This is a genomic window from Vibrio sp. 10N.261.51.F12 (assembly GCF_041471725.1).
Classification (GTDB): domain Bacteria; phylum Pseudomonadota; class Gammaproteobacteria; order Enterobacterales; family Vibrionaceae; genus Vibrio.
The window spans coordinates 1-25726 of the sequence record NZ_JBFROV010000019.1 but is presented as its reverse complement, the minus strand read 5'-3'; the positions used below and the strand labels follow the sequence as shown (position 1 = coordinate 25726).

18 protein-coding genes and 1 pseudogene are annotated in these 25726 nt (G+C 45.8%); 11 read left to right on the top strand and 8 right to left on the bottom strand.

What is annotated here, in order from left to right:
* The first annotated feature begins 1041 nt into the window (after positions 1-1041).
* Positions 1042-2952, top strand: coding sequence for an arginine decarboxylase (gene speA / locus AB4405_RS12700; RefSeq protein ID WP_372061121.1), 1911 nt, complete (start codon positions 1042-1044; stop codon positions 2950-2952).
* Complete coding sequence (gene speB / locus AB4405_RS12695) at positions 2953-3879, top strand: agmatinase (RefSeq protein ID WP_372061120.1); 927 nt, start codon at positions 2953-2955, stop codon at positions 3877-3879.
* Between the two features lie 127 nt (positions 3880-4006).
* On the opposite strand, the gene AB4405_RS12690 is transcribed toward speB, so the two are convergent.
* Together AB4405_RS12690 and AB4405_RS12685 are read right to left on the bottom strand one after the other, a co-directional pair.
* A complete protein-coding gene (locus AB4405_RS12690; protein WP_372061118.1) occupies positions 4007-6601 on the bottom strand; it encodes a glycoside hydrolase family 3 N-terminal domain-containing protein in 2595 nt (864 codons plus the stop codon).
* A gap of 304 nt (positions 6602-6905) precedes the next feature.
* The gene (locus AB4405_RS12685) at positions 6906-7910 is read right to left on the bottom strand and encodes a LacI family DNA-binding transcriptional regulator (protein ID WP_372061117.1); all 1005 of its coding nucleotides are present in this window, start codon (positions 7908-7910) and stop codon (positions 6906-6908) included.
* A 319-nt stretch (positions 7911-8229) separates the two neighbouring features.
* Between AB4405_RS12685 and AB4405_RS12680 the strand changes: the two genes are divergently transcribed.
* A complete protein-coding gene (locus AB4405_RS12680; RefSeq protein ID WP_372061115.1) occupies positions 8230-8406 on the top strand; it encodes a hypothetical protein in 177 nt (58 codons plus the stop codon).
* 140 nt (positions 8407-8546) lie between these two features.
* Here the strand turns inward: AB4405_RS12680 and cra are convergent, their stop codons facing one another.
* A complete protein-coding gene (gene cra / locus AB4405_RS12675; RefSeq protein WP_372061114.1) occupies positions 8547-9542 on the bottom strand; it encodes a catabolite repressor/activator in 996 nt (331 codons plus the stop codon).
* Between the two features lie 466 nt (positions 9543-10008).
* Between cra and fruB the strand changes: the two genes are divergently transcribed.
* The 5 genes and pseudogenes from fruB to AB4405_RS12650 all read left to right on the top strand — a co-directional run bounded on the left by fruB (position 10009) and on the right by AB4405_RS12650 (position 14796).
* Entirely contained in the window at positions 10009-11142 is a 1134-nt protein-coding gene (gene fruB / locus AB4405_RS12670) for a fused PTS fructose transporter subunit IIA/HPr protein (RefSeq protein ID WP_372061113.1), read from the top strand.
* 9 nt (positions 11143-11151) lie between these two features.
* Positions 11152-12135: a 1-phosphofructokinase gene (pfkB, locus tag AB4405_RS12665; protein WP_372061112.1), complete on the top strand. Its 984-nt coding sequence runs from the start codon at positions 11152-11154 to the stop codon at positions 12133-12135.
* Positions 12136-12190: 55 nt separating this feature from the next.
* Positions 12191-12479, top strand: a pseudogene (locus AB4405_RS12660) (PTS fructose transporter subunit IIB); the annotation flags it as partial.
* On the top strand, positions 12467-13945 hold the full coding sequence (gene fruA / locus AB4405_RS12655) for a PTS fructose transporter subunit IIBC (RefSeq protein ID WP_372061314.1): 1479 nt from the start codon (positions 12467-12469) through the stop codon (positions 13943-13945). The pseudogene AB4405_RS12660 and the gene fruA, both read left to right, overlap by 13 nt.
* Positions 13946-14220: 275 nt before the next feature.
* Positions 14221-14796: a mechanosensitive ion channel domain-containing protein gene (locus tag AB4405_RS12650; protein WP_102532697.1), complete on the top strand. Its 576-nt coding sequence runs from the start codon at positions 14221-14223 to the stop codon at positions 14794-14796.
* Here the strand turns inward: AB4405_RS12650 and AB4405_RS12645 are convergent.
* The 5 genes from AB4405_RS12645 to AB4405_RS12625 form a co-directional block, all read right to left on the bottom strand.
* A complete protein-coding gene (locus tag AB4405_RS12645; protein WP_372061111.1) occupies positions 14793-15398 on the bottom strand; it encodes a hypothetical protein in 606 nt (201 codons plus the stop codon). The genes AB4405_RS12650 and AB4405_RS12645 overlap by 4 nt on opposite strands.
* Before the next feature lie 38 nt (positions 15399-15436).
* Positions 15437-16528 carry a trypsin-like serine protease gene (locus AB4405_RS12640; RefSeq protein ID WP_372061109.1) on the bottom strand — a complete coding sequence of 364 codons (1092 nt, stop codon included), beginning with the start codon at positions 16526-16528 and terminating at the stop codon, positions 15437-15439.
* A 419-nt stretch (positions 16529-16947) separates the two neighbouring features.
* Complete coding sequence (locus tag AB4405_RS12635) at positions 16948-18000, bottom strand: trypsin-like serine protease (protein ID WP_372061108.1); 1053 nt, start codon at positions 17998-18000, stop codon at positions 16948-16950.
* Between the two features lie 243 nt (positions 18001-18243).
* Positions 18244-19377 (bottom strand): glycine cleavage system aminomethyltransferase GcvT, encoded by a 1134-nt coding sequence (gcvT, locus tag AB4405_RS12630; protein ID WP_372061107.1) that lies wholly within the window; start codon positions 19375-19377, stop codon positions 18244-18246.
* A 371-nt stretch (positions 19378-19748) separates the two neighbouring features.
* Positions 19749-20372: a helix-turn-helix domain-containing protein gene (locus tag AB4405_RS12625; protein ID WP_102532702.1), complete on the bottom strand. Its 624-nt coding sequence runs from the start codon at positions 20370-20372 to the stop codon at positions 19749-19751.
* A 414-nt stretch (positions 20373-20786) separates the two neighbouring features.
* Here AB4405_RS12625 and AB4405_RS12620 point away from each other — a divergent pair, with 414 nt between their 5' ends.
* The 3 genes from AB4405_RS12620 to gcvP all read left to right on the top strand — a co-directional run bounded on the left by AB4405_RS12620 (position 20787) and on the right by gcvP (position 25461).
* Complete coding sequence (locus tag AB4405_RS12620) at positions 20787-22094, top strand: serine hydroxymethyltransferase (protein ID WP_372061106.1); 1308 nt, start codon at positions 20787-20789, stop codon at positions 22092-22094.
* 36 nt (positions 22095-22130) lie between these two features.
* On the top strand, positions 22131-22511 hold the full coding sequence (gcvH, locus tag AB4405_RS12615; protein WP_372061105.1) for a glycine cleavage system protein GcvH: 381 nt from the start codon (positions 22131-22133) through the stop codon (positions 22509-22511).
* Between the two features lie 85 nt (positions 22512-22596).
* Positions 22597-25461 (top strand): aminomethyl-transferring glycine dehydrogenase, encoded by a 2865-nt coding sequence (gcvP, locus tag AB4405_RS12610; RefSeq protein ID WP_372061103.1) that lies wholly within the window; start codon positions 22597-22599, stop codon positions 25459-25461.
* The last annotated feature ends 265 nt before the right edge of the window (positions 25462-25726 follow it).

Here is a 25726-nt window from a genome sequence, read left to right as displayed (position 1 = left end):
TCAGGTTGCGAACCTATCGCAACCATAAAACCGTTCAATAAATTAGAGTCTGGCTAAACACCCGACTAGACGAATTCGTCCTAAGCTAAAGAGCTCTTTAATTATATAGTAAGTCTATGAGGTTATTCAATTTAATGTTGTTACTATTCTACTCTCAGTAGTTTCACATTAAGAAAGCTTACCTCAACAGCCTTTATAGAATTTAAACTCTAAATGGTTTCTGTCCAGAGACGTGCTAGTTCAGTTTTCATCAGCGTCGAATAAATCCCGGCATGTGACCGCCTCTACAAATAAAAACTAACCGTCATCCCCTTGAAAAAGGGGATCTTCGTCAGCGCGTTGTGAACCTATTCGTGTGTTATTCATTTCTATTTAAGTGAGTCACATGCTGATGAAGATCCTCGTTTGCACGAGGATGACGGCCTAATTGGGATGAGTAGAAGAGCAATAAGCTGAGAGCTTTATGTCCACAAACGTGCCAGTTCGGTTTTCATCCGCACAGAATAAATTCCGGCATGTGACGGCTCCCATAAATAAAAACTAGCCATCATCCCCTTGAAAAAGGGGATCTTCATCAGCGAATCGTGAATCTATTCTGGGGCAATTCGTCTCTATTTTAAGTAAGCCTTACGCTTTAGGAGACCATCATTTCCACTAGGATAACAGCCTAACGACTTGGCTAAACATTAATATTACCCAACCATTGGCCTTTTTACCCCCAACATATTTTGGTCTTTGGTCTTAGTCTATCTTGAACATTATCCTCCCCATCAAGCCACGTAAAATCAACTACATAGACCCCTCTTTTAACAACAATAAACGGTTATCGTATCGACAAAAATCTTTCATTAGACTCAGGCGCCGTTTTATCCGTTAATGCGTGCGACTCTTGAGGGCGTTTACTCCACAACTTAGCCCTTCAAGAGGTGTTTCGTGACCATCAAGGAAGACAATCACGGGGTTTAATTTTTCGGGTTAACGCTAATATTCATTATCCAATCGAGAAAGATTAGTAAAACCTATTGCTTAGGTAAACAAGCCGTGACTAACACTTCAAAACTTGACCATGTTCGTGCCAACTACAACGTTCAACACTGGAGCCAAAACTTCTTTGGCATCAACGATGATGGCGATGTTTATGTCTCACCACGTCAAGACGCTCAGCACCCTGTACCGTTGACTCGCATTGCTAAGGCTTTAGAAGACAAAGGGCTGACATTGCCGGCATTGGTTCGCTTTCCACAGATCATCCACCAACGCGTGCATGGCATCTGCGACGCTTTCAACCAAGCCATCAATGACTATGGTTACGACAATGATTACTTACTGGTTTACCCAATTAAGGTGAATCAACAAAAAGACGTGGTTGAACAGATTCTAGCAAGCCAAGCAGAAGCAGAAACAAAACAGCTCGGGCTTGAAGCAGGCAGCAAACCTGAACTGCTTGCTGTACTTGCGATGGCGCAGCGTGCTAGCTCAGTGATAGTTTGTAATGGTTACAAAGACCGTGAATACATTCGGTTAGCGCTAATCGGTGAGAAGCTCGGCCACAAAGTCTTCATCGTATTGGAGAAGTTATCAGAGCTTGATACCGTTTTAAGAGAAGCGCGCAGCTTGAACGTAAAGCCACGTATTGGTTTACGGATCCGACTGTCTTCACAAGGCGCAGGTAAATGGCAATCAAGCGGCGGTGACAAGTCAAAATTTGGGCTTTCGGCTTCTCAAGTATTGCAAGTTGTAGAGCGTCTAAAGCGTGAAGACCAATTGGATATGCTGCAGCTGGTGCATTTTCATCTAGGTTCACAAATGGCGAACATTCGCGACGTACGTAATGGCGTTAACGAATCCGCTCGTTTTTACTGTGAATTACGAAAAATGTCCGTGCCGATTGCCTACTTCGATGTCGGAGGTGGTTTGGCTGTGGACTATGACGGAACACGTAGCCAATCCAGCAGTTCAATGAATTATGGCCTTGCTGAGTACGCACGTAATATTGTCAGCACAATTGGCGACGTTTGTGCACTATACGACGAAGCTGCACCGGTCATTATTTCAGAGTCAGGTCGCTCGTTAACCGCGCATCATGCGGTGTTGATTACGAACGTCATCGGAACGGAAAGCTATACGACTGAGCAAGCGCAAGCACCAAGCAACGACTCGCCTATTTTGCTACAAAACATGTGGCACAACTGGCAGAACTTGAAGTCGGGTACCGACGCGCGAGCCTTAATTGAGATTTACAATGATACGCAAAGTGACCTGCTCGAAGCACAAGCTCTGTTTGCAACGGGTGTTGTCGATCTACATCAACGTGCTTGGGTAGAGCAACTCAGCTTGAGTATCTATGGCGAACTCCACCAACAAATGGACAACAAAAATCGTTTCCATCGCCCGATCCTAGACGAGTTGAATGAACGGCTTGCTGATAAGTTTTTTGTGAACTTTTCATTGTTCCAGTCGTTACCAGACGCTTGGGGGATTGATCAGGTCTTCCCTGTTCTGCCCCTTTCTGGGCTCGACAGAGAAGAACAAACACGTGCCATCATGCTCGATATCACGTGCGATTCTGATGGGACGATTGAACAATATGTGGATGGTCAAGGCATCGAATCGACGTTACCCGTGCCCGCATGGGACAAGGACCAGCCATATCTAATGGGCTTTTTCTTGGTCGGTGCGTATCAAGAAATTCTTGGTGACATGCATAACTTGTTCGGCGATACCCACAGTGCGGTGGTCAATATAACCGACAGCGGTGACATTGATTTCGCTACGATTGACCTTGGTGACACCGTCGAGGACATGATGCGTTACGTTCACATTGATGTCGATGCGATCCGTAGTAATTATCGAGAGCTTGTTGAGCGCCATATTGATCGCGACGAACAAGCCCTTATTTTAGAAGAGTTAGAGTATGGCTTAACGGGCTATACCTACCTAGAGGACTTATAAATGAATGATTTGTTTACGAAAACTGATTATTCTCTGTATTCAAACGCCATGACATTCATGCGTCGCCCTTATGTGAGAAATCCAATAGGAACCGACGCCGATGTCGTCGTGCTTGGCGTACCGCTGGACATGGCGACCTCTGGTCGTCCCGGCGCTCGCTTGGGGCCCGATGCGATTCGCCGCGCTTCTGTTAATTTGGCATGGGAAGGTAAAAAATTTCCGTGGACTTTTAACGCCTTCGACAAGCTCAACGTCATTGATTCTGGTGATCTTGTCTTTGATTGTGGCGACGCCGAAGACTTTACGTACCGATTAGAGGCAGCAACGAGCGAGATCTTAAAAGCAGGCAAAACCATGCTCGCGCTTGGAGGCGATCACTTCATCACGCTCCCTATTCTGCGTGCTTATGCCAAGCATCACGGTGAGATGGCATTGGTTCACTTTGACGCTCATACTGATACGTATGCAAACGGCAGCAGTTACGACCATGGCACGATGTTTTATCATGCGCCAAAGGAAGGATTGATCTCTGCTAAGCATTCGGTTCAGATCGGTATCCGTACGGAATATGACTACGACGAGCATGGTTTTAATGTCATCAATGCTATGCAGGCTAATGATATGAGTGCAGAAGCCATTGTCGCGCAGATTAAGGCGATCACCGGCGATAAACCTGTCTATATCACATTTGATATCGACTGTTTGGACCCTGCCTTTGCACCAGGTACAGGTACACCGGTATGTGGTGGCTTGAACTCAGACAAAGTGATGAAAATACTTCGTGGCTTGGCAGGCATCAATGTCGTCGGCATGGACGTTGTGGAGGTGTCTCCTCCTTACGATCAGAGCGATCTTACTGCATTAGCGGGCGCAACGATTGCGTTGGAACTCTTGTACGTGTTCGCCTCAAAGCCTCTCACATCCTAGGGAATACTATCCCACTTTTTATTAATTTATTGATTTAACAAATTAAAAAGGGGGAAACTGCTCGCCAGTTTCCCCCTTTTTCGTCTAATCACGCCGCCCTTATTGTTACACGGAGCAATGATTCATTCTAAGATTGATGACACCAACGAACGTTGGCCAACACCATCGACAATTTGCTTTCTGTCACCAGCATAAATGGCGTATCCAAATTGGCTAAATCAACGTTTTTCCTTGTAAAGTATTCACTTGGAATGCTCACCGTGACAAATTCATTTAAGCGTTGAAGTTGTTCAGAGACATCTATTCTAATCGCCTCTTGATAAAAACCGTTACTTGTCCATTTTTGCAGCGCAACATACACCGCACCTTGTGGTAATTCCGTCACTTTCGCTTCAAAGCTCACGCTGCCACCATCGACAGCATAGCCACTAAAGTCCTCGACACCACCGTCACTGGTTTGAACAAACGCCGCTGCGAGCCCGCCTTTAAAACTAAGGGCAACCGCGTCTTGTTGCTGCTGATAGTTATATGGCTTGGTATCAATCGACTCAAATGACATTGGGTTGTTACGTGAGACTTCCGTTCCCTCATTTTGGTGAGCATCTGCAACGCGAAGTTGAAAGTCTCCAATGGTCGATCGCACACCATAGAGTTCTAGTGCCTGATTCCCTTTCCCTTCACCAGCACTATCGCCTTCATCAAGTTCAAGGTTATCAAGATCGCGCGTCTGCACTGAATGTTGATAATTCAGGCCATAACCATATTCAAATAATGGTGCATGTTCACCCGTTGGATCTTGCTCAAAATCAGAGACTTGATAGTTTGGAATATGCGTTGGGATACGACTCACAGTCGCACTCATTTTTTTATTTGGCCAACTGTACGAAAGCTTGCCTTGGAAGTCATAACGAGCATTGCCATCTTTATCACCCACTAAAACATCGGTAATGCCTTCACCCTCACTACCCGGTAGCCACGCGGCAACAAATGCATCCGATAACGCAATTTCCTTATTGACGTACAAGGGACGACCACTATAAAAAACCGTAATGATCTTCGCACCAAGGGCGTGTAGGCGATGAATCTTGTCAACATCTGCTCGGTAACTACGTTTTAACTGACCAAATTCCAACGACTGCCAAGCTTTAATGTCACCCATCATCTCAGAATATGGATCCTCGCCAATAACGACGATAGCGATATCTCCCGGCTGAACCGCTTGCTCCAACGTCGGATCAAACCTGACATTATCTTCACCCAACTCTTCTACCAAAGCCATTTTTAATGTTGTCGCACCCGGAAAGTCTTCTAACGTATTTTCATCCCCCTGCCAGGTCAGGTTCCAGCCGCCTGATTGCTTTTGAAGATCATCGGCTGCACTGCCCGTTACCAACACTTTTTGTCCTTTGGCAAGTGGCAGAATTTGGTCTTTATTTTTCAATAATACTAGTGACTTACGAACGGCTTCTCGTGCTACTTCTCGATGCGGATACGCACCGAGAATATTTTGGTTGCCTGCGAGTATGCGCTGCGTGGGTGCCGGTTTTGTCCATAGCCCTGCTCGCATCTTAACTCTTAATATTCTCGTGACTGCGTCATCGATGCGGGTCATTGGGATAACGCCCGAATTGATATCAGCCAACGCCGTGCGATAGACCTCTATCCAGTGCTCGTGGACCGGCACCATTAGAATATCGTTGCCAGCGTTAATCGCATACGTCGCATTACCGTCCGTGCATTTATTAATTTCTGCGTGGCCATGCCAATCGGTCACGATCAGTCCGTCAAAACCCATCTTATCTTTGAGCACATCGTTTAACAGGTATTTACTGCCGTGAATCTTGTAGTTGTACTGGTCTCCGACCGTCACATCATGATCGTAGTTTGCTGGATTTTCCCAGGTATTAAATGACGACATGACCACCTGAGCGCCCGCTTCCAAGCCACTAAAATAGCCCATTGCATGAATGTTTCGTAACAGGTCTTCCGAATACGCATTGACGCCACGATCCACACCTGTCAGTGTGCCGCCATCACCCACCCAGTGTTTCACATTGGAAATCACTTTGTATTCACTTTTAAGCTCGTGCTGGTCGCCTTGTAGGCCTATCACCATCTGTGACGCATAAGCATAGGTAATCTCTGGGTCTTCTGAATACCCTTCATACACTCGTCCCCACCGCAGATCTCGTGGTGTGGCAACCGTTGGTGCAAACGTCCAGTCCAATCCTGTCGCCGCGACTTCCAGTGCCGTGATCTTCCCGATACGGCGAATCAGTTCAGGATCGCGTGCTGCACCGAGTCCAATATTATGTGGGAAGACCGTTGCACTGTAGACATTGTTATGGCCATGAACAGCATCGGTGGCCCACATAAATGGAATTCTAAAGGGACGCTCTGCGTAGGCTTCCTCCGTCGCGTGCCAAAATTCATCGGCCTTGTCTGCCCAATCTTGCGCCAGTGACCGCTTATTTTCGTTCGGCCAAGCACCGCCACCATTTAAAATGGAGCCTAACTTATAGCGTTTCGCTTCTTCCGGTGTTACGCCTCGAAGATCAGGCTGAATCATCTGTCCTAACTTTTCTTCCACTGTCATAAGAGCAACAATGCGAGCGACTTCTTTTTCAATCGCTGGATCTACTTTGATGGCCGAATCAATACGAGGCCAATCAGAAAAATAAGGGAGTGTTGTCGTCATCTGAAATATCCTGGGGTTTATCATGCAAGGTGCCAACACGTTCTCTCGCAGAGGCGGTAGAGGGTGACAGGTGTTGGGCTCAAATCTTGCTGCGATAATATAAGCGAACGCACCTCGTATTCGTGCGCTAGGTCACACGGCGCTTGCCGTGCTCCGATTACGTAGCAAAACTCAGAAACAAACCACACTCCCTCTATTCATTGTGAAACAAAGAAGAGAATAACAATTTAAAATTAATAAAAACAATGGGTTGCCATGAAACTTATTATTTTATTTTAGTGAACGACACACATAACGTCATATTAAGCACAAATATTGACGATGTTCGCTAAAATACGACACTTTTCGTACTGTCCCGTACAACAATAGATACTGGTGGAACCTCGTAGCGTGGCGTATTGCCACTGATCAAATCGAGCATATACCGAATGGCGATTTCTCCCATTTGAGCAAAAGGTTGTCGCATGGTCGACAATCGAGGAATAAAGAACTCACCGATGGGCAAATCGTCAAAACCAATCACAGACACATCTTCAGGGACTCGGTAGCCCTTACGGTGTAATGCTTGGATCACACCAAATGCCGACAGATCATTGGCCGCAAAAACAGCAGTAAACGACGACCCCGATTCGATTTTATCGAGTGTATTCTGGCATGCCTCATGAGGTTCAAAATTGCCGGAAATCCAAGTTGCCTCTCCACATGGCAAGCCCGCAGCATTCATTGCTCTCTTAAAGCCTGCCAACCTTTGTTCCGTTTCTATATTTCCCCTCGCCCCCATCGCATGGAAGATCTTGGTATGACCCAATTGCAATAAATGATTCGTTGCGAGGTAAGCCCCGATCTCATTGTCGACATTAATCATGGGTAGCTGGCCACTACCACTGCGACACATTAATAACGTCGGTGTTTTCCCCATAATTGTCGCAATATCACGTTCAGGTAGTTCACCACCGATGATAATCACGCCATCGACCTGACGACGCATTAAGTCCTTTAACTCGTCTCGTTCTCGGTCAACCTCCCAGTTCGTGGTTTCAATGACGATGTTGTAGCTGTGATTGTGCATTTTTTCATCCATGCCAAACAAAATACGACTCACGTAAGGCGTGTCAAACGACGGGGCAATGACACCTATCGTCATGTTACGTTTCGTCTCTGGTTCCGCTTTGCGTGACTTATGCTTAAACCCGGTCTCAAAAATTGCCAGTTCAATTGCATCGACTTTATCTTTGGCAATAAAGGAGGTTCGATTCAGGTATCGAGACACGGTGCTTGCAGAGACTCCGGCTGTTTTAGCGACATCGTAAATCGTAGCTTTTTGAACGGACATGTCTTTTTTTACCTTATTAAGCATTAATGGATAACAACATAACGAATTTTGGGTATTTAGGTAAAAATTAACGTTAGAATTTGATACTAGCCGTTAATTAATGAAGACATTGAATATTAAAAAACCGCTTAGGCATAATTCCATCGGGTTAATCCGAGATTTATAGGACACGAAGAGACCCGGAGAGCCCTAACATTGTCACATAAACCTGAATACCAAGTTAATTTTTGAACATTCAGTCCGTGTATACGATTAATGTCTATAACACTCTGAATAAAAATGATAAGTTTATGTAAACAAAATTAACAAGGAGTTTGCAATGTATTCTAAGCTCGCAGTGGTATGTGCAGTAGGATTAGCAGCGATTTTAGCGGGATGTGCCGCACCAAACGATAATCGTAACAACCAAGAGATTGGCAACAAAATGGAAGCGGAAGCGGAGCACGAAAAACAGATCTGTACTGCTCTTGGTGACATTAACTGCGCTCAGCAGTAATCTCCAGCGTCATTTCCAATAGGTAAAGGCTATTTACTTCTTCAAGTAAAATAGCCTTTATTTTTATTACCAGAGAAAGGATGGCACTCTGCTTTCGATGGTTTGCCTTCTAACAGTTGGTATATCTGGCTTTATTCACGCTAAGACGAATGAGTCGTTCGACGAATTGTCATCGTTCTTGGTATCAATTCTACCCCGGGATTGTACCGTTTCGCGGCGGCATTCAAGGCAAGCTCCATCGCGCTATCACAAATCAAATCAAACTGTTGCGGTGATGAATTAATTTTAAAGGGCAAAAAGTCCAACAAACGATTATCACCAAACGTTGCTAACTTTACCTTATTCGCCAATTCTGGTCGCTCTAAGAAAACATCCAAGACCCCTTCTAACAAGGTATAAGACATGGTCACAATGGAGTCCGGCAGTTGATCGGCGTTCAACCATTCTTCCATTAATCGTTTACCTTCTTCGCGATTAAAGTGCTCGCCGTATGCCACCATTAATGGCACTGCTGCTTGCTTCGCCGCCGATTCAAAACCAAGCTGACGCTCCCTTGAAACATTTAGCGTTGGTAGAGCACCGATCAGGCCAATGCTGTTCGTTGACTGATTTAACACTGAGGAGGTTAAATCAAACGCCGCGCCGAAGTCTTCACTAATGACGCAACTAAAATGTTCATCATCTAACGAACGGTCAATCGCGATAACAGGCGTGCCTCGCTGCTGAATAGGCAGGTAGTAATTACTGGCTTGAGTAATGGAACTTGCTACAAATAAGGCGTCAATACGCCTTGATATGAGAGCCTCGGCAACCAGTTTCTCTGTTTCTGGATCGTCATCTGAACACCCAATTAAGATCTGAAACCCTGCTTTCCTAGAGTTTTGCTCAAGCAACTTAGCAATACGCGCGTAACTCGAGTTTTCTAAATCGGGGATGATCAATCCAAATGAACGGCTATGCCCTGCGCGCAATGACGACGCTGCGTGATCAGGACGGTAATTATGCTGCTCAACCACCGCCATGACCTTTTTTTGTGTTTTTTCAGAAATCCGGTACTTCTGTGCTTTACCATTGATTACATAGCTGGCCGTGGTTTTTGATACGCCGGCGATCTTTGCTATTTCATCTAAAGTCATATCTCGATCCTTTCTGTGCGATGGATCATATAAATGAATTCCAACCTTACTGACAAGTTGAATTATATGCTGAATCGGTTCAGTATTAAAGCTGAAAGGATTCAGCAAAGTTCACAGTTTTGAAAAGTAACCTATATTTGGACTAGAAATACTCTACGCACTGGAGGAATAGTATCTATATCGGTAACCATTTTTAAATCGGTAATGGTGTCTATATCGGTGGTGGAGTCTATACCGGTCATAGAGTCTATGCCGATGATAACGATGGAACCCTAACGGTGAACCATTGCGGTAATTAACCTACTGTAAGCATTAATTTGCTGAGTTTTTTTTAAAATTTTGCTGAATCGATTCAGTTACTGTTAAGCAGCAACCAACGACGAGAAGAACAAGCATCAGAACTCGTCTGGCTCGACACATTAACAGCAACATCGGTTCCGAACGAGAATAAGTAAGGTAAGTAAACATGCTTCAATTAGACAGCAATAACATCAAACTGAACCAGTCATCTGACAACAAATTGAATGCCATCAAGGCCATTGCTAGCGACTTAACCAGCAAAGGATTAGTGCAAGATGGTTACGTCGAAGGCATGTTGAACCGTGAGGCTCAAAACTCAACATTTCTTGGTAATGGTATCGCGATTCCTCATGGCACGACTGATACTCGCGACCTCGTTAAGTCCACTGGCGTTGCCGTACACCACTTTCCAAATGGTGTCGACTGGGGCAACGGTAACATCGCGTACGTTGCGATTGGTATCGCGGCTAAGTCCGATGAACACTTAGGTATTTTAAAGCAACTAACAAAAGTGTTATCAGCGGATGACGTGCAACAAAAACTAAAACAAGCCACCACTGAGAAGGAAATCATTGCGCTGCTTAACGGTGATGTGCAATTTGAAGCCGATTTTGACGCCTCTCTTATCCAGCTGAACTTCCCTGCCAGCGACATGCTGCAAATGGCGGCGGTTGCAGGTGGTCTATTGAAAAATACCGGCGGCGCTGGAGCGGAATTTGTCGCAGACCTTGTCACTAAATCGCCCACTCACCTTGGCAAAGGCTTGTGGCTTGTCAGCAGTGGCAAAGCTGTCACTCGCACTGGCATGGCGTTCGTTTCTACCATCAACCAATGCGAACTTGATGGTACCCCAGTTCAAGCGCTGATCGCTTTTGCGGCCTGCAATAATGCTCACGAATCGATGCTTAACAAGGTCACCGATGTTGTCTTCAAACAAGAGCAAGACAAGCTGTTATCTCTTAATACCGAACAGCTACTGGCGTTTTTTACGGGTGAAGCACTGCCAAGTAACGATGTACCAAGTGGCAACGTCGCAGTATTCAAAATAAAAAATGCACACGGGTTGCACGCACGACCAGGTGCCATGCTGGTTGCTGAAGCGAAAAAATTCGAATCGGCTATCCAAGTCTCGAATCTGAACGGTGATGGCAAAACGGTCAATGCTAAAAGCTTAATGAAAGTCATTGCTCTTGGCGTAAAACATGGCCATGAATTGCAATTTACTGCTGAAGGGACGGATGTAGAGCAAGCTCTGGAAGCAATAGGCAACGCCATTACTGCTGGCCTTGGTGAAGGATAAGGAGCGAACATGAGCATTCAAGTCGATACTAACCACGCCGCTCTGCTCGCGCCAACGATAAAAGTCGTGACGATTACCTTAAACCCTGCTTTGGATTTAACCGGCAGTCTCGAGACGTTAAACAAGGGCTCCGTTAGTTTAGTCAACAAAGGCTCTTTGCACGCGGCAGGTAAAGGGGTCAATGTAGCCAAAGTATTGAGTGACTTAGGCGCAGACGTGACGGTAACCGGATTTTTGGGCACCGACAATCAAGAGCTTTTCTGCCAACTTTTTGATGAACTTGGCGCAAAAGACGAATTTATCCGAGTGGCGGGATCAACACGCATTAACGTTAAGCTTGTTGAAACCAAAGGTGATGTCAGCGATATCAACTTCCCTGGCGTTGAAGTCGATCAAGAAGCGATTTCACAGTTCAATACGACGCTGAACACCTTGATGCAAACGCATGACTATTTTGTCTTTGCAGGTAGCTTACCTCGAGGTATTAGCGCTGAACAATGCGCGAAATGGATTGAGACATTGCAGAAAAATGGCAAACGCGTCCTATTCGACAGTAGCCGTGAGGCATTAGCACAGGGCTTGGATTCTCAGCCTTGGCTAATCAAACCTAATGATGAAGAGCTGTCGCAATTTGTTGGCCGTGAGCTTTCCACCCAAGAACAATGTTTGGAAGCCGCTGAAACGCTGTCAGACAAAGGCATCAGCAATATCGTGGTATCAATGGGCGCTGAGGGCGTATTGTGGCTACACGATAATTGCTGGCTACAAGCCAAGCCACCTAAGATGCGTGTTGTGAGTACCGTTGGTGCTGGCGATACCTTAGTTGCCGGGCTTTGTTGGGGCCACATGCAACTCATGCCAAAACAAGAATTGCTCTCCTTTGCTACCGCACTCTCTGCCTTGGCAGTATCCCAAATTGGGGTGGGTGTACCTAGCAAAGAAGAGGTTATATCCCTACAAAAACAAGTACAGTCACAAGAGCTGAGCCGTTAACCATCAGTTTTACAATTCTGAATTAACGCGACAAATGGAACTAAAGGTCGAATCTATGAAAATTTCAATTATTACTGCTTGCCCTAGCGGGGTAGCAAACAGCATCATCGCAGCCGGATTACTTGATCAAGCGGCAAAATCACTGGGCCATGACGCTAACACAGAGTGTCATTCCACTGTGATGGATACGAAAGTGCTGACTGAAGCGCAAGTGAACGACTCTGACGTCATTGTGATTGCCACAAATACTCCTGTCGATACTCAACGTTTTGTGGGCAAACGTGTTTACCAAGCAAACATTTCACAATGTACAAGTGACCCAAAAGCGTTTTTGACTCATGCGATTGAAAGTGCGCAGGTGCTCACGACAGAAAACGCTCAAGCGATCTCATTGCACGACAATGCAAGCACTGAAGACAGCAAAGACGCAGCCGTTAAGAACATTGTTGCCATTACCGCGTGCCCGACTGGCGTTGCGCATACCTTCATGGCAGCTGAAGCATTAGAGACTCATGCAAAACGCCTTGGTCACCACATCAAGGTTGAAACTCGCGGCTCAGTTGGCGCAAAAAATCAGTTAACTGACGAAGATATTGCCAACGCAGACATTGTCATCATTGCTGCCGATATTGAAGTACCACTAGAGCGCTTTAGCGGAAAGAAAATGTACAAGACAAGCACCAGTCTTGCACTCAAGAAAACCGAACAAGAGATCAATAAAGCCTTCGCTGAGGGCACCCCATACGTCAATGCTGGTGGAAACAAGCCAGCGGCAACGGAAGAGAAAAAAGGCGTCTACAAACACCTTATGACGGGTGTTTCCCACATGCTTCCTGTCGTGGTTGCGGGTGGTTTGATCATTGCGCTTTCTTTCGTATTTGGTATCGAAGCATTTAAAGAGGAAGGCACCTTAGCCGCAGCACTTATGACCATCGGTGGTGGCAGTGCGTTTGCCCTGATGATTCCTGTTTTGGCTGGCTTTATTGCTTTCTCAATTGCTGATCGTCCAGGTCTTGCTCCGGGTCTTATTGGCGGTATGTTAGCAAGCTCAACGGGCGCTGGGTTCTTAGGTGGTATTGTGGCGGGTTTCCTTGCCGGTTATTCCGCTAAATTCATTGCCGATAAAGTGCAGTTACCACAATCAATGGAAGCACTTAAACCGATATTAATCATTCCATTTGTTGCCAGCTTATTTACTGGTCTGGTGATGGTCTACATCGTGGGCGGCCCTGTTGCTGGCATCATGTCTGCAATGACAGAGTTCCTAAACAACATGGGCAGTGCGAACGCCGTATTACTTGGTGTGATTCTAGGTTGCATGATGTGTTTCGACCTTGGCGGTCCAGTCAACAAAGCGGCTTATACATTTGGTGTGGGACTGCTTGCTTCTCAAACCTACGCCCCAATGGCGGCGATTATGGCCGCTGGTATGGTACCAGCATTGGGTATGGGTCTGGCGACATTCCTTGCTAAAGATAAATTTGAAGCGGGTGAGCGTGAAGCCGGTAAAGCATCGTTCGTGCTTGGTATGTGCTTTATCTCTGAAGGTGCTATTCCATTCGCGGCAAAAGATCCAATGCGTGTGATTCCATCTTGTATGCTTGGTGGCGCTTTGACTGGAGCACTTTCTATGTTGGTCGGCGCTAAATTAATGGCACCACACGGCGGGCTATTTGTGCTCTTGATTCCAGGTGCGATTTCTCCAGTGTTAATGTACCTTGTCGCTATTGCAGCAGGTACCGCAGTGACAGGCTTCACCTACGCGTTCTTAAAGCGTCGCGCTGAAAATACGAGTGTCGCGACCGCTTAACCCAAACCTTTCGAACATAACAAGACACTGTCGTTATGTTTACTACTCTAAGCGCTGCGTATGCAGCGCTTTTTTCATCCTACAAGATTTTGTCTGTTTCCATCCACTGGTGTTAAGCGGATAGACTTATATTAACGCCGTTAGCCTGTATTGAAGCCATTAGCTGTTATGCCTATATTAACGACGTAAGCTCATATTAAAACGGTCAATGCATATGAAATCGGCCAATTCATAGTAAACTTAGAGTAATTTAGCCTTTACCATGAATAGATCGTATGGAACACATTAGCCAACTCATCTCTCAATTGCCCCACGCGCTTGCCGTTAAAGCGCTGCTTGCGTTGGGACTCTTGACACTCTATTACCTCGTTGGCAAGGTTGCGACTCGCTGGATCAATAAACTCGCGCAAGCGAAACAGGTCTCGGTCGCTCGCACCAGCTTTATTCTTCGTACCTTTAGGATTGCTATCACGTTTATATTTGTCGCCGTGTTCTCTGTCACCATCGGTATCGGCTATGGCGATTTATCGTTGTTCTTCTCTTCCGTTTTCGCGGTACTTGGCGTTGCCTTGGTGGCCCAATGGTCCATGCTGAGTAATATAACCGCAAGCTTTTTAATCTTTTTTGTTTTTCCCTATCGAATCGGTGAACGAATTAAAGTCGTCGACAAAGATGAAGACATTTCAGGTGTGATTCAAGACATCACCATGTTTCACGTTCTGATCCGACATGACAGTGGCAATCTCATTACCTACCCCAATACCCTGATGCTGCAAAAAAGTGTTATTAAGCTTTCACCCACAAAAAAGCCGAGCACTCAGGCTCGACTTTATACTCGGCGTAAAAACTAAAAATCTAAATAATCATGCTTTAATTGACTAATTTCTTTAGTATTGAGCACGCCGATGTTTGTGACTAAGTATGGATAGTTAGTTTTGATATCCTCGATTTCCGATGTTTCAAAAATCTTACTAGTCGTATCACCTATCGTTTCGTAAACACTATAAAAATAGCCGCCTGAGATCTCCGTACTCAATTGTATCGATGAGACTCCAGGCGCATCACTTCCTTTGTATTTCACATCATAGACCAGGTCATCTTGTTCGTTACCTGGGTCACTTGAGATTATTTGGTGAGACTCACCATTATTATTGGTTCCACTATCATATCTTAACGAGAATACATCGGCATTTGACACTTCAAAAGTGACCGTAGGCGTTGAATAACCAGACTGGGAATAACAATATTGAGACGGCACAACCACACTTTGTGCCGGCATAGCCGAAGATGTTTGGTAAATATCGAACCACTCTTTATTCGGACTTGGCAAATTTGGATCCGAAGGTGTGTGTTTCTGTGCGATGCAATTTGTCGTTACAGCATTCGAGTCCGTAGATTCATCGCAACCAACTAATGCTAGCGTAGACAATGCTAAAACCGCAATTTTCTTCATAGTAATGCTTATATTTCACTTTAAAATTTAAGCAAAAACTACCATAGCCTTATATTGACCATCTTATTACACATCAACTTTATATCACTCCGAACAATAGTTAACCCAATCAGTATAATTAGCCATATTGAACCCAAGAAGCCGCCTCCACCAGAATCCCCGCCAGACGCGAACGTCCCACCGGTATACACCACCCGCCCATTTTGGGCGATATAATCTCGCCTTGCTTGGTCATCGGATTGATAACGAGGCGATTCAAGACCATCCTGCACACTTTTTATCCAAGCACGGTAATCACTCACCTCGGTGTACGCGGCCGTCACCGCAGAACTGGCATCTCCGCACGTTGCTGGACCAAAGCTAGTAATGCCGACCTGTGTTTGAGTACCATTATTGTCCCAATATATCGGGCCACCTGAATCGCCTTGGCAGGTACCGGCTTTCAGACCTGTCGATGAGCTTAACGCGCCTGAAAAACAGACCTGTTTATCGGTTAGGTTGCCACCATTTCTAAAGTTAGCTCGACAAACGGCGTTGCTCACGTAAACTAAATTCGCACGCTGTAAAATAGCAGTGCCTTCAACGTTTGAACGAATATTTCCATGCCCAACGGCGGTGAACGTTTCTGATGTCACACGATATGACTCAGACGACGCTAACGTCGCAGCATCGCCTGACGAGGTTGATGTTTCTAATTTGAGGACGGCAACGTCATTAGGTAGCAGTGCCGTGATATTGTTGGAAAAACTAGGATGAATGTATACCTCAACTACTCGTCTTTTATCCGCGTTTCGGAAGTCGTTTTCATTGTCTAACATCGTTAATACTGTGGTAAATAAACCAGCGGCTAGATCGCCTTCGATGCAATGGGCCGCCGTCAACACATGCTCCGTATCAAGTAACGTCCCTCCACAATAGGCACCACCTGAATACCGGCCGTCATATTCACTTGAGTCAATATAGAGGCCGACAAAAGACGGGTAATCTGCGGCATTTGCATTTTCACCATTAACGATTGCAGGAGCGATATCAATATCGCTGGAATAAACCGGCATCGAACCGAACAGAAGTGAAGCGAGCAATAGTAGAAAATGATCAGGGCGAGTCGGCTTTGCTAACATCCATGTCATTTGAAGCTCCTCTCTATAAAATGACGTCCATCACAAAAACTGGATTTTGTGATGCTCACATTAACAGTATAGAAAGAAAAATAATGACTACCGTTTAGAAAGGTGTTTTTCGTTGATTTATACAAAACACGAGGTCGATTATCATTTTTGAGAATGACTCACGAGCTAATGCCTTATGAGCTAATGCCTTATGAGCTAATACGTTATGAACTTAAGCTTCGTTAGCTACTGTTTCGTTCCTTAATGCTTTAAAGGTGAATGGTCAAGGTCGATTTCTCAAGAGAGAAAAGGTTCACGGGCTCAGATCAACATCGCGATAGTAATGGTCTCCCTTCACTATCGCGACACTGTATTAATAAAGTATTGGTCGAGCATTGATAAAGCGGATGAACGACGTCAAACAAGCCCGTTCAACCATATTAGCGGCGACCACGTCGCTGCCAGCCAAACACAGAGAGAAGCATCAATCCAATCCATGATAATGCTCCCCCGCCTGAACTGCCGGACGAACTACTTCCACTTGAAGCAGCATTGATAGTGTAGCCTTGCCCAATCAAGTATTCCTTTCTCGCACTATCGGTTGATGTGTAATTGGGTGTCTCTTGTCCGTTCAACACGCGAGTAATCCAATCAGAATAATCGGCGATTTCAGTAAAGACAGCCGTCACATCGCGGTTCGTATCACCACAAGGTACAGGACCGAAACTCGTAATACCAACCTGCGTTTGCACACCATTATTATCCCAATAGATAGGTCCGCCAGAATCGCCCTGACACGTCCCTGCCAGTAAGTCAGTCACCGCACTGTAATCTCCAGTGAAACACACTTGCTTATCGGTGAGTTGACTACCATCAGAAAACGCCCCGGCACACGTCGCATTATCAACCCAAGTCAGGTTCACCTTTTGTAGTCTGTCATAGGCATTATAATAAGAACGGGTATCGCCATGACCGACCGTCGTAAATACGCTTTGAGTACTCCGGTAGCTCTGAGTAAGAGGCTGTACGATGGCTGTGCCCACACTGATTGCCGATTCGAGCTTTAATATCGCGATATCATTCGCCAAAAGCTGCGAGATTCGGTTGTCGTAATTCGAAGGATGATAGATTTCAACCACTCGTTGTTTTTGAGCAGAAAGATAGTCACTTTCATTTTGTAAACCAGGCACAACCATGGTCAACAGCTGAGCATCATCATTATTGTAGATACAATGGGCGGCGGTCAGTACGTATTGCTCGTTGAGCAGCGTGCCACCGCAATAAGGAGAGGTTGAATATAAATTATTGTACTCAATGGCATCATAGAACAAGCTTACAAACGAGGGATAATCGCTGACGTTGGCATTACTGCCATTGACAATATACGGTGAAATATCCACGACAGGGCTGACGGTATCTCCGGCAACAGCGTTAAATGCTAGCGCGGTAAAGAGAAGAGAGGTTAGCGATGGTTTAGTTAATAAAAACGACACGAGATAGTGACTCCTTGTACATCATCGTATTAGATTTAGATTCCGGTCTTGTTAATATCACTCAAATCCTTTGTATGCAACAGAGTCGCACCATTAATGCTAATAAGTCTCATTAATAATACGAACTCTCCAATGTACCGGTCATTTATAGCTAAACACAAAAAAACACCACTGTAACGTGGTGTTTTTGTATTTTCGATCCATGAGTCACGACGAGGAGTAGTACTCCCTAGACACTGGCGTCTACCCGCGATAGTAACGCTGAGGAACAAATGGCATTTTCTCAATAGTCATTGCCAGCTTTTTACCACGAACTTCGGCAAAGACTTCTGTTCCCAACGGGGTGAATTCTGTTCTTACGTAACCCATCGACACTGGTTTACCTGCAGTTGGACCTGCAGTACCACTTGTCACGACACCGATTTCGTTATCATCAGCATCAAACAACACCGCACCTTCACGCACTGGCGCTTTAGTTTGGCCAACTAGACCAACGCGCTTACGGTCAACCGCTTTTGTGGTAATTTGCTCAAGGATAATATCAGCGCCAGGGAAACCACCAGCACGTTCACCATCCAAGCGGCGAACTTTTTGAATGCCCCACAACAGACTGGCTTCTACCGGCGTCGTCGTCGTGTCTAGGTCATGACCATATAGACACAGCCCACACTCAAGTCGTAATGAATCGCGAGCACCCAGGCCAATCCATTCCACTTCGTCTTCAGATGTCAGCTTACGCGCCAACGCCTCGGCGTGTTCAGCAGGGACAGAAATCTCATAACCGTCTTCACCGGTATAACCACTACGTGACACAATGCAATCCGCGCCCAGTAAGCTGATGTTTCTCACATCCATAAACAACATATCGGCGACTTCTGGTGCAAAACGAGCGAGAACCTGTGCCGCTTTAGGGCCTTGAATGGCAAGCAGTGCTCGGTCTTGAATCACTTCCATCTCCACACCATCGGTTAGGTGCGCTTCAAGATGAGTAATATCTTGGTCTTTACAAGCAGCGTTCACCACAACAAAGAGATGATCGCCAAGGTTAGCCACCATCAAATCATCCATAATGCCACCTTGGTCGTTGGTAAAGAACGCATAGCGCTGCTTACCAACAGGTAAATCGACGATATCAACGGGAACCAGTGATTCAAGAACCTTTGCTGCATTTTCGCCATGGAGGCGTAGCTGCCCCATGTGTGACACATCAAATAAACCCGCCGCATCACGACAATGCAAATGCTCTTTTTTAACGCCTAATGGGTATTGAACCGGCATATCATAGCCAGCGAATGGCACCATTTTAGCGCCGACTTCGACATGAAGGGCGTGCAAAGGGGTAGCGAGTAGATCTTGAGTCACTTGTTCTTGAGCCATTTTATTCTCCGTAAGCTGAATCCAGCCTCTATTAATCTTTCACGTCATCTTTATTTTCAATGCCAGCAAGCACTGAAAGATAATTATTAGGTTGGGTAATATTTCACCCCTCACCATTGAAGTGAGGAATATTTAAGCGTTCACCCAATCAGAAATCTTGTTTCCTATAATAAACAAGAATGCGCCAATTTTTCATCATTAACAAGATTTGAACTGCCACAACTGTGACATTTAACATATTTTTCACAAGCAAAGCTCACACAAAAGCGAGCAATGTTGGACCTTTTAAAGCCCATTCATTGCGATTTCTTCGCTTTTCGCCACAAAAGCAAACGTTTGCATTCATTATAATAAACATTGCCGTTTGGTTGTTATTTGGCCGTAACCCATAGAATATGTGCATCTGCCTCACTGACGGATATCAACATATGTCCCATGTTTGCATCATAATAAACGCTATCACCAGCGGTCATTTCTACCGGTTCGTAGAACTCAGAAAAAAACCGTACTGCACCCGAAATAATCAGTAAAAACTCTTCTCCATCATGGCGAACCCAGTCATTATATTCTTCAAATGAACGTGCTCTCACCGTACTCTTAAATGGCATCATTTTTTTATTTGAAAGCTGCGTCGCCAACAATTCATGCTCATAAGTTGGCGTTGGGTGTGGTTTCCCCTCGCCTTGCTTCGTCAGGTCTCGTCGACCCGTCGCCACCTTTTTCTTTGGCGGTTCAAACAGTTGTGGCATATCAATTTGCAATCCAGTGGCTAATTTTTGCATCGCCTGAAAAGTGGGAGATATTTGCTCGTTTTCTATCTTACTGAGTGTCGAACGTGCGAGGCCCGTACGTTGGCTGGCTTCTTCTAACGTTAAGCCCATTTTTGCTCGAATATCTTTGAGGCGCTGACCAAGTTTAAGCGGTTCAATGTGCTCATCTGCCGCGTCTTTTGCTAGCGTCAAAGATGGGTATTCATCATAGATGTCTTCAGACATACTTCCCTCGAAATAATGGCTTCCTTTAAACTGTCCACATTGTTGCATGAAGCAGGTTATCCATTAAAGCCCATGGTCAAAAATAAAGCGTGCTCTAGCTAGCAAAACTGGAAACTGTGTTTCCTATAGGAAATTTTTGATTGATTGTTTGCTTCGCGCAGGGTATGTTACCGACTTGTTAGATGAAGAGATGCGTTGACGCAATCAGGAACGAGGCAGCCAATGTCGGTTTCTGGATGATTTTAGTTCTACTAATTAGAGCCTATTCACGCTGCATTTTTGAGCATTACTTTTTTGTTCACGCAGTACAACGACACCGCTTATTCAATATATAAAACAGCGGGATTAAACCGCATAGACGACAAGTCATATTGAATAACCGTCATATGAATAAACAACGGAAGGTAAACTGCCATGACTGCTCAGTACCTAAAAAGCTACCAAAACCACAGCTTAGAAAACTTCTTCTCAACCAATCTTTCTGCAACTGATGACGCCGTCTTTACCGGCATCCAAGCTGAATTTACTCGTCAAAACGAACAAATTGAGCTTATCGCTTCAGAAAACATCGTCTCAAAAGCGGTCATGCAAGCTCAAGGTACCTGCCTCACGAATAAATACGCAGAGGGCTACCCTAACCGCCGTTACTATGGCGGCTGTGAGCACGTTGATACGGTGGAAGCCATTGCTATTGAACGGGCAAAAACACTGTTTAAGTGCGATTACGCTAACGTTCAGTCTCATTCCGGCGCACAAGCCAACGGCGCGGTAAAACTCGCACTGCTTCAACCAGGTGACACCATTATGGGCATGTCACTTGACGCGGGTGGCCACCTAACTCACGGTGCGCGCCCTGCTCTATCGGGCAAATGGTTTAACGCCGTTCAATATGGCGTAGACAAAACCACACTCGAGATTGATTACGATGCCGTTCGTGAACTGGCTATCGAACACAAGCCAAAAATGATCATCGCAGGTGGCTCTGCTATTCCTCGTACGATTGATTTTGCTAAATTCCGTGCTATTGCCGACGAAATCGACGCGATCTTGATGGTCGATATGGCGCACATTGCCGGTCTTATCGCAACAGGTGCACACCCAAGTCCACTTCCACACGCCCACGTCGTGACAACAACAACGCACAAAACCTTGCGCGGACCTCGTGGCGGCATGATCTTGACCAACCACGAAGACATCATTAAAAAAATCAACTCTGCGGTCTTCCCTGGCTTGCAAGGCGGTCCGTTGATGCATGTGATTGCCGCAAAAGCAGTGGCATTTGGTGAGGCGCTTGGTCCTCAATTCAGTACTTATATTGATTCAGTGATCGCGAACGCAAAAGTTCTTGCTGAAGTATTGCAAACTCGCGGTTGCGACATCGTAACGGGCGGCACCGACACTCACCTGATGCTGGTTGACCTAAGACCAAAAGGCCTTAAAGGCAACAAAGCAGAAGAAGCGCTTGAGCGTGCTGGCATTACCTGTAATAAAAATGGCATCCCATTCGATACCGAAAAGCCTATGATTACATCTGGTATTCGTTTAGGAACACCGGCTGGAACCACTCGTGGTTTCGGAACTGAAGAATTTAAACTCATCGGTGAGTGGATTGGTGACGTTCTGGATGGCTTGGTTGAATCCCCTGAGGGCAACCCAGACGTTGAGCAACGCATCAAGAAAGAAGTGAAAGCCCTATGTGCTCGCTTCCCACTGTACCAATAAAGAATAAACATCCTTAAAATATTTGGAGATACAGCAATGGATAACACTTTGAAGTTTTCTGACAGCCATGAGTGGGTACGTGATAACGGTGACGGCACCGTGACTATCGGAATTTCAGAGCACGCTCAAGAAATGCTGGGCGATGTGGTATTTGTTGACTTACCAGAAGTCGAAGACGAAGTAGAAGCAGGCGAAACATTCTCTCTTGTTGAGTCTGTAAAAGCTGCGTCAGATATCTACGCGCCAGTGACTGGTGAGATCGTTGAAATCAACGAAGAGCTTGAAGACAGCCCAGAGCTTATTAACGAAGAATCTTATGACGGTGGCTGGATTGTAAAAGTGAAGATGTCAGACGAATCTGAACTAGACAATCTAAAGAGCGCTGAAGACTATCTTGCGTCTATCGAAGACGAATAAGCCAAGCACGAATTAAAGCTGCCCAATCTTGGGCAGCTTGTTTTTTAAGGGTCTCGCAGAAGATCTTTGAGAAGGTAAAGGAACCATGACTGAATTACTTAACACGCTAAGTACACAAAACGAGTTTGTTACTCGTCACAACGGTCCGAATAAATCTGACCAACAAAAAATGCTGGATGCCATCAATGTTCAAAACCTTGATGCGTTGATCAACGAAACCGTACCAGCACAGATCCGCCTAGAACAACCAATGACACTGGCCGCGCCAATGAGCGAATCGGACATGTTAGTTGAGATGAAAAAGTTCGCGAATCTGAACCAAATCAAACGTACATTTATCGGTCAAGGTTACTACAACACCTTCACACCAAACGTAATTCTGCGAAATGTTTTTGAGAACCCAGGTTGGTACACGGCTTATACGCCATACCAGCCAGAAATTTCTCAAGGTCGCCTAGAAGCCCTGCTTAACTACCAACAAATGGTCATGGACCTGACGGGTATGGAGATTGCCAACGCTTCTCTACTCGATGAAGCAACGGCAGCAGCAGAAGCCATGACGCTGTGTAAACGCGCAGGAAAAAGCAAAAGCAAAACGTTTTTTGTTGCTGACGATGTTCACCCACAAACCATTGAAGTCGTCAAAACTCGTGCAGAGTTTATTGGCTTTAACGTCGTGGTTGGTACGCTGGAATCTTTGCCAGAGCAAGACGTCTTCGGCGCACTCGTACAATACCCAGGCACAACCGGTGAGGTTCATGATCTCACTGACATCATCGCCAGCGCACAGGCCAACAAGACACTGGTCACCGTTGCCACTGACTTACTTGCATCAACGCTTCTAAAACCGGCAGGTGAAATGGGCGCAGACGTTGTGATCGGCTCGGCTCAACGCTTTGGCGTACCAATGGGTTACGGCGGTCCGCACGCAGCATTCATGGCAACCAAAGACAAGCATAAGCGTACGATGCCGGGTCGTGTTATCGGGGTGTCTATCGATACCAACGGCAACCAAGCTCTTCGTATGGCCATGCAAACCCGTGAACAACATATTCGCCGCGAAAAAGCGACGTCTAACATCTGTACCGCGCAAGCGCTCCTTGCCAACATGGCGTCATTCTATGCGGTTTACCACGGTGAAGAAGGCCTAAAAACCATCGCCCGTCGTACTCACCACATGACAGCGATTCTTGCTGCTGGCCTGACAAAGTCTGGCTTTGAGCTTGTAAACAATAGCTTTTTCGATACGATCACTATCAATACTGGTGACAAGACTGACGCGATCTTCACTGCGGCTCAAAATGCAGATATGAACCTGCGTAAGCTCGATGCAAAACTTGGCGTGAGCTTTGATGAAACGACGACCGTCGACGACATCAATGCCCTGTTCGCAGTATTTGGTATCGAAGAGTCGGTAGACGAATTGTCGACAGAAATTGCTGGCAACGAATTCGCGGCAATCCCTGAAAACTGCCGTCGTACCACACGCTACCTGAGTCACCCAGTATTCAATACGCATCACAGTGAAACACAAATGATGCGCTACCTGAAACAGCTAGAGAACAAAGACTTCTCACTGACGCACGGCATGATTCCACTAGGTAGCTGTACAATGAAGCTGAACGCCGCGGCGGAAATGATTCCCGTTACTTGGCCTGAATTCGGTTCCATTCACCCGTTTGCGCCACTTGAACAAGCGGCTGGCTACACGGCACTCGCGCAAGACCTTAAAGAAAAGCTTTGTGAAATCACCGGTTATGATGACTTCTCGTTGCAACCAAACTCAGGTGCGTCTGGTGAATACGCGGGTCTCATCGCGATTCAACGCTACCACCAAAGCCGCAATGAAGGTCACCGTAATGTTTGTCTGATCCCTAGCTCAGCACACGGTACTAACCCTGCAACGGCATCAATGGTCTCAATGAAAGTGGTTGTGGTGAAATGTGATGACGCCGGTAACATCGACATGGTCGACCTAGCCGCGAAAATCGAAAAACACCGCGAAAACCTGTCTAGCATCATGATCACCTACCCATCGACACACGGCGTGTACGAAGAGCAAGTGAAAGAGGTGTGTGAGATGGTTCATGAGGCTGGCGGTCAGGTTTACCTTGACGGTGCGAATATGAACGCACAAGTTGGTCTAACGACTCCGGGCTTTATTGGCTCTGACGTGTCTCACCTCAACTTACACAAAACCTTCTGTATTCCTCACGGTGGTGGTGGTCCAGGTATGGGACCTATCGGTGTTAAATCTCACCTTGCTCCATTCTTGCCAGGTCACATTGAAAATGGTGTAGAAGGCGAAGATTACGCCGTTTCAGCCGCCGATTTAGGCAGTGCATCTATTCTACCAATCTCATGGGCCTACATTGCCATGATGGGTGAACCAGGCCTTACCGAAGCCACGCAAGTCGCTATCTTAAACGCCAACTACGTGATGGAAACACTGTTACCTCACTACCCTGTTCTGTACCGTGGAACCAATGGTCGCGTTGCGCATGAGTGCATCATTGACATTCGTCCGCTGAAAGAAGAAACAGGCATCAGTGAAGAAGACATTGCTAAGCGCTTGATGGACTACGGCTTCCACGCTCCAACCATGTCTTTCCCTGTAGCAGGTACATTGATGGTTGAGCCAACTGAGTCGGAAGACTTGGAAGAGCTAGACCGTTTCTGTGAAGCGATGATTGCGATTCGCAAAGAAATGACTCAGGTAAAAGACGGTGTATGGCCACTGGAGAACAACCCTCTTGTGAACGCGCCACACACCCAAGTTGATTTGTCATCTGACACATGGGACCGCCCATACTCTCGCGAACTGGCTTGTTTCCCATCGAAGCAAACCAAAGCGTCGAAGTACTGGCCAACCGTAAACCGTGTTGATAATGTTTATGGCGACCGCAACTTAATTTGTAGCTGCCCAAGCATTGATAACTACGTCGATTAATTGATTGATTTGAGGCTAACCCATTAATTTGATTATCTTCTAGCAATACCTAAAGCGAACCTAAATGGGTTCGCTTTTTTGTTTTGTTTTGTTTTATTATTTTTAGGCTTTAACAGCGGATTAACTCGATAGAGCGTAGTTTCAGAGCCCTCCTTTCGATAGCTGTAACAACCACATGAATTAATTACATTATTTTTAGTGTGGATTTAATTATATTAATTTCACCACTTAACCATTCAATAAAGCCAACCACCTTATATTATTA

What these genes read in the sequence shown, in the direction of transcription:
- gcvP (WP_372061103.1), top strand. Translation starts at nt 22,597, where the DNA reads ATGACTGAATTACTTAACACGCTAAGTACACAAAACGAGTTTGTTACT.
- AB4405_RS12690 (WP_372061118.1), bottom strand. Translation starts at nt 6,601, where the DNA reads ATGATAAACCCCAGGATATTTCAGATGACGACAACACTCCCTTATTTT.
- fruB (WP_372061113.1), top strand. Translation starts at nt 10,009, where the DNA reads ATGCTTCAATTAGACAGCAATAACATCAAACTGAACCAGTCATCTGAC.
- AB4405_RS12620 (WP_372061106.1), top strand. Translation starts at nt 20,787, where the DNA reads ATGACTGCTCAGTACCTAAAAAGCTACCAAAACCACAGCTTAGAAAAC.
- cra (WP_372061114.1), bottom strand. Translation starts at nt 9,542, where the DNA reads ATGACTTTAGATGAAATAGCAAAGATCGCCGGCGTATCAAAAACCACG.
- speB (WP_372061120.1), top strand. Translation starts at nt 2,953, where the DNA reads ATGAATGATTTGTTTACGAAAACTGATTATTCTCTGTATTCAAACGCC.
- gcvH (WP_372061105.1), top strand. Translation starts at nt 22,131, where the DNA reads ATGGATAACACTTTGAAGTTTTCTGACAGCCATGAGTGGGTACGTGAT.
- AB4405_RS12685 (WP_372061117.1), bottom strand. Translation starts at nt 7,910, where the DNA reads ATGTCCGTTCAAAAAGCTACGATTTACGATGTCGCTAAAACAGCCGGA.
- AB4405_RS12645 (WP_372061111.1), bottom strand. Translation starts at nt 15,398, where the DNA reads ATGAAGAAAATTGCGGTTTTAGCATTGTCTACGCTAGCATTAGTTGGT.
- AB4405_RS12640 (WP_372061109.1), bottom strand. Translation starts at nt 16,528, where the DNA reads ATGACATGGATGTTAGCAAAGCCGACTCGCCCTGATCATTTTCTACTA.
- AB4405_RS12680 (WP_372061115.1), top strand. Translation starts at nt 8,230, where the DNA reads ATGTATTCTAAGCTCGCAGTGGTATGTGCAGTAGGATTAGCAGCGATT.
- gcvT (WP_372061107.1), bottom strand. Translation starts at nt 19,377, where the DNA reads ATGGCTCAAGAACAAGTGACTCAAGATCTACTCGCTACCCCTTTGCAC.
- pfkB (WP_372061112.1), top strand. Translation starts at nt 11,152, where the DNA reads ATGAGCATTCAAGTCGATACTAACCACGCCGCTCTGCTCGCGCCAACG.
- AB4405_RS12625 (WP_102532702.1), bottom strand. Translation starts at nt 20,372, where the DNA reads ATGTCTGAAGACATCTATGATGAATACCCATCTTTGACGCTAGCAAAA.
- AB4405_RS12650 (WP_102532697.1), top strand. Translation starts at nt 14,221, where the DNA reads ATGGAACACATTAGCCAACTCATCTCTCAATTGCCCCACGCGCTTGCC.